Origin of the sequence: Synechococcus sp. W55.2, from assembly GCF_047461635.1 — a bacterium.
GTDB lineage: Bacteria > Cyanobacteriota > Cyanobacteriia > Thermostichales > Thermostichaceae > Thermostichus.
The window spans coordinates 1-4,859 of sequence record NZ_JANSHM010000105.1 but is presented as its reverse complement, the minus strand read 5'-3'; the positions used below and the strand labels follow the sequence as shown (position 1 = coordinate 4,859).

The following is a 4,859-nucleotide window of genomic DNA, read 5'->3' as shown; positions in this document are numbered from 1 at the left end:
CCCTCTCCCTCTGGGAGAGGGGCTGGGGGTGAGGGCAGCAACGCCGAAGACTTGGGGAGTACCTTAACCATTGCCACATGGCTTCTGAGCTGCTGACCAGTCCGAAAAACCCCTGGATCCGCAAGTTGCGGCAGTTGCACCGCAGCAAAGGCCGGCGGGAACAGGGCGCCTTTTTGGTGGAGGGATCCCACCTCATCGAAGAAGCCCTGCGAGTTGGCTGGCCTTTGCAAGCCCTCTGCTACACGCCCGACTGGGCCAGCCGTCACCCTCACCTGCTGGCCGATCTGCCCAAGGGCCTACGGCGGCAACCCGTCAGCCCAGAAGTCATGGCGGCACTCTGTACCACCGAGTCTCCCGAAGGAGCTGTGGCCGTGGCCGTCAGTTGGCAGATTTCCTCTCCCCCCCTGTCCAAGTTACGTTTGGGCCTTGTGGTGGAAACGCTGCAAGATCCAGGCAATTTGGGATCCCTAATCCGAGTCGTGGCCGCCGCAGGAGCCGACGGCCTTTGGCTAAGCGCAGACAGCGTCGATCCCGAAAACCCCAAAGTCTTGCGGGCCTCTGCCGGCCAGTGGTTTCGCCGTCCGCCCCAAGTCGTGCCCGACCTAGCCGCCTGGATCCAGAGCTGCCGTTGCCACGGGATCCAAGTCTTGGCTGCTACCCTCTCCCCCACAGCAAACTGCTACTGGGATCAAGATCTCACCCGCCCTACCCTTTTTCTCCTGGGCAACGAAGGGGCTGGCCTGAGGGAAGCGACTATCCAACAGGCCGATGCCCAGGTGCGGATCCCTATGGCCGAGGGTGTCGAATCTCTGAACGTCGCTATGACGGGGGGGTTGTTGCTCTACGAGGCCCTGCGCCAGCGGCGATCTCGCTCAGGAAGCGCTCCCTGAACAGCTAGCTGCTCCCTCAGAACTCTTCCTCTACAAAGACCGCATCCTCATTCTCTTCCTGCTCTCCCTCCTCCATCGCTGCCGGCCGGCTGGCGGAAACCGTCACCCCCGCAGAAAGTTTCTCCCGCACAGCCGCTTCCACCTCCGCTAGGAGCTCTGGGTTTTCCTTCAAGTAGACAACCAGATTGTCCCTTCCTTGGGCAACATTTTCCTCCTTGTAGCTGTACCAAGAGCCGCGGCGCTTGAGAATGCCCATCTCCTCGGCCAGATCGATAATGCAGCCGATGTTGGAGATCCCTTGGCCGAAAATGATGTCAAATTCTGCCCGCCGGAAAGGGGGGGCAACTTTGTTTTTCACCACCTTGACCCGCGCTCGGATCCCGTATTCTTCCGCACCTTTTTTCAGGGTTTGAACGCGGCGAATATCTAGCCGCACCGACGCATAAAACTTAAGGGCATTGCCGCCGGTGGTGGTCTCCTGGGGGCCATAGCCTATGCCGCCAATTTTGGAGCGCAATTGGTTTAAGAAAAGAACGATGGATCCGGTTTTGCTGACATTTCCGGCAATCTTGCGCAGCGCTTGGCTCATCAGGCGCGCCTGCAATCCCACATGGGCATCTCCCATATCCCCTTCGATCTCAGCCCGGGGCACCAACGCTGCTACCGAGTCCACCACCACGATATCCACAGCTGCCGAGCGCACCAACTGATCGACAATCTCCAGGGCGGCCTCCCCCGTGTCCGGCTGGGAGATCAACAGGTTTTGAATATCAACCCCCAAAGCTGCTGCGTAAGTGGGATCTAGCGCATGTTCCGCATCCACAAAAGCTGCCGTCCCCCCTTGTTTTTGCACTTCGGCGATGGCATGTAGGGCAATTGAAGTTTTCCCAGAAGATTCCGGCCCAAAGACTTCGATAATCCGCCCTTTTGGGTAACCTCCGCCCAAGGCCAAGTCGAGGGTGATGGCCCCACTGGGTATGGTCTCCACCCGCATCTGGGTGGCATCTCCCAGACGCATGATTGCCCCTTTGCCGAAATTCCGCTCGATCTGGCTTAACACCTGCTCCAGGGCTTTGCGTTTTTCTGACTTCAATTTGTCCGAGTCATCAGCAGTGTTCACAGCAGCGGCTTTCCGGGCCATAACCCGCATCCCCCCCAGGAGTCGTGGTGGAAAATCGAGCCTGCATTCTAACATTGTCGCCTTGCTCTGAGCGGATCCCTCTCCCTCCAACTGCAGTCAGCTCGTACCTTGCCTCGGTTCCTAACTCCCCTCTCCCTCTGGGAGAGGGGCTGGGGGTGAGGGCAGGTCTTCTGCACAGCCTTGCAGAGCGAGTAGAGTGTGCTAAAGGGATCTGCTCAGGAATGTCCCCACGGTCATGACTTTGGTCTTACAATCCCCCGGCCCGGTTGTGTTTAGTTGGGGGCCGCTCAGCCTGCGCTGGTATGGCTTATTGATCGGCCTGGCAATGGTGTTGGGCTTGCTCCTAGCTCGCCATCTGGCAGCTCGGCGTGGCCTTCCCCCCAGTTCCATGCCTGATCTGCTGGTGTGGTTGGTGGTTGGATCCCTGCCCTTTGCCCGTCTGTATTACGTGGTCTTTGAATGGGAGCGCTATCGAGATGGCCCTTGGTGGCAGGTCTTGGCCCTCTGGCAGGGGGGCATTGCCATTCACGGTGCCTTGATCGGCGGCAGTGCGGCGCTTTACCTGTTCGCCCGGCGGCACCGGCTGAGTTTTTGGTTGCTAGCCGATTGCCTTGTTCCCTCCCTCAGCCTTGGTCAGGGGATCGGACGTTGGGGCAACTTCTTCAACAACGAAGCCTACGGAAAGGTGTTGCCTCCGGATAGCCCTCTGTGGGTACAACTGCAGCTGCCTGATGGATCGCGCGTCCATCCCACTTTTTTGTACGAATCCCTCTGGAACTTTGGTCTCTTCGGGCTCCTGCTCTTTTTAAGCTACCGGCGCCAGCTTCCCCCCGGCACCCTCTTGGGCCTCTACCTGGTGGGGTACAGCCTGGGGCGCTTCTGGATCGAAGGCCTGCGCACCGATAGCCTCATGCTGGGATCCCTGCGGGTGGCGCAGGGGGTGAGCCTGTTGCTCATTGGAGCAGGCCTGGCCGCAATCTTGACAGCTCCCAAACGCGTTTCTGTTCACCCAAACGAGGCAACTTCCTCGCCTGGGATCCCCGCCCCAAAGGAGTTGTAAGCCATGGCCAGCGAACAGAATGAAGAGCTCTGGCAGCAAGCCTCCCCTCTGCTGCTGCCATCCGCCGCTGCTACCCAATCACTAGGGGCCCTCGTAGCTCAAGCCGCCCTTGGCTTCCTCGCCCCTTCAGGTCAACAAAAATCTCCCCCTCCCAGCCGCAGCCTCGGCTCCACTTCCGGCTTGGTCATTCTTCTCGAAGGTAATCTGGGCAGCGGCAAAACCACCTTTGTGCAGGGACTAGGGCAGGGCTTGGGGATCCCTGAACCCATCGACAGCCCCACCTTCGTGCTGGTGCAGGAATACCACACCAGACGGATCCCTCTTTTCCATTGCGATCTCTACCGCCTAGAGACCTCTTCTGCCGCTCGCGCCGGTGGGAAAGAATCCACACTCCTAGAAGACCTAGGGCTAGAAGAACTTTGGAGCCAAGGTGGGATCACCGCTATTGAGTGGCCCCAGTACCTCCGCCATCTGCCTGCGACCTACCTCTGGCTGCGCCTACAGCCCCATCCCCAGCAGGAAGGAGCCCGCCTTCTACACGTCAAGGGAAAGGGATCCCAGACTGGCCACCTTTGGCAGCAAGTTCTTTCTCAATTCACTCAGCAAAACCTCGAAGAAGGGATCCACTTCTCCTCCTGAAAGTACTTGAAAGCAGAAGAAAAAGTTGAGATCCCAAAAGACTTATGGTCATTTCGATTCCAACTAGGACACTGCACCCGCGCCTAAAACGTTGAATGTACGGAGCCAGAAGGCTCTTCTCAGCAGTTCAGTCGCTTCACCCCAGCCTAAAACGACTATAAGCTCAAGGCAAACAGCCAGAATTCAGCCAAAAGTCATCCTCAGGCCAAATCAAACAGCAGCACCTCAGCCCCTTCTTCACTGAAAAGGTTGAGCTCGCTTTCCCTAGCAATAGCCACGCCATCTCCTTCTCGCAAAAACAAGCCATCCAGGGTCACATTGCCGCGAGCCACCTGCAGCCATCCGTAGCGCTTCTCATCCAAATATTGGCAGATGGTGTGTCCCGGCTCAATCAACCCCGCGTAGAGATTCACATCCTGATGCACAATCACGGATCCCTGGCGCCCATCTCGAGAGGCAACTAAACAAAACTCATTGGGATGCTCTGTCAAACCCGTCGCTTTTTGTTCATAGCTGGGCTCCAGGTTTTCCTGCTCCGGCAAAATCCAAATTTGCAGCAGATGAACCTCCTCATCCGCCGAGTGATTGTACTCGCTGTGCTGGATCCCTGTGCCTGCCGTCATCCGTTGAATTTCACCAGGACGAATCACAGATCCCGTGCCCAAGCTGTCTTTATGCTCAAGGATCCCTTCCAAAACATAGGTAACGATCTCCATGTCCCGGTGCCCATGGGTCGGAAAGCCAGCACTCGGGCTGATTCGGTCATCGTTAATCACCCGCAAAGCCCGGAAGCCCATGTAGCGAGGGTCGTAGTACTCTCCAAAAGAAAATGAGTGGTAAGTACCAAGCCAACTGAGCTTGACATGACCCCTCTCTTCCCGCTTGCGCAAAGTCAGCATCACAGTTTCTCCGAAACCTGACCCTCGCAACTATCTTATTAACTCTGCAGTCAGAATGTCAATATTCAAACAGTTTTATTTCTTCTTTTCCCTGCTATTCTCGCCAAAAACTTGCCAAAAATTTTGGGTTAGATATCTTGACGGGGTGGTGGGGGTGGGGATAGGGTAGTAAAGCGCCACAAGGCCACCCAGCCCCGGCGCCCCAGAACCTTGACAAGTAACTCGTTCAG

Annotated in this window: 5 protein-coding genes; 3 read left to right on the top strand and 2 right to left on the bottom strand. The window is 57.3% G+C overall.

Annotation, left to right across the window (positions count from 1 at the left end; translation table 11 throughout):
* The first annotated feature begins 77 nt into the window (after positions 1-77).
* Entirely contained in the window at positions 78-890 is an 813-nt protein-coding gene (locus NW828_RS13615; RefSeq protein WP_414384434.1) for a TrmH family RNA methyltransferase, read from the top strand.
* 16 nt (positions 891-906) lie between these two features.
* On the opposite strand, the gene recA is transcribed toward NW828_RS13615, so the two are convergent.
* Positions 907-2,031, bottom strand: a complete 1,125-nt coding sequence (recA, locus tag NW828_RS13610) for a recombinase RecA (protein WP_414331989.1) — start codon at positions 2,029-2,031, stop codon at positions 907-909.
* A gap of 235 nt (positions 2,032-2,266) precedes the next feature.
* Here recA and lgt point away from each other — a divergent pair, with 235 nt between their 5' ends.
* On the top strand, positions 2,267-3,091 hold the full coding sequence (gene lgt, locus NW828_RS13605) for a prolipoprotein diacylglyceryl transferase (protein ID WP_414384432.1): 825 nt from the start codon (positions 2,267-2,269) through the stop codon (positions 3,089-3,091).
* Positions 3,092-3,094: 3 nt separating this feature from the next.
* Positions 3,095-3,730, top strand: a complete 636-nt coding sequence (gene tsaE / locus NW828_RS13600; RefSeq protein WP_414384430.1) for a tRNA (adenosine(37)-N6)-threonylcarbamoyltransferase complex ATPase subunit type 1 TsaE — start codon at positions 3,095-3,097, stop codon at positions 3,728-3,730.
* A gap of 200 nt (positions 3,731-3,930) precedes the next feature.
* Here tsaE and NW828_RS13595 read toward each other — a convergent pair whose 3' ends face one another.
* Positions 3,931-4,629, bottom strand: coding sequence for a pirin family protein (locus NW828_RS13595; protein ID WP_414384428.1), 699 nt, complete (start codon positions 4,627-4,629; stop codon positions 3,931-3,933).
* Between the last annotated feature and the right edge of the window lie 230 nt (positions 4,630-4,859).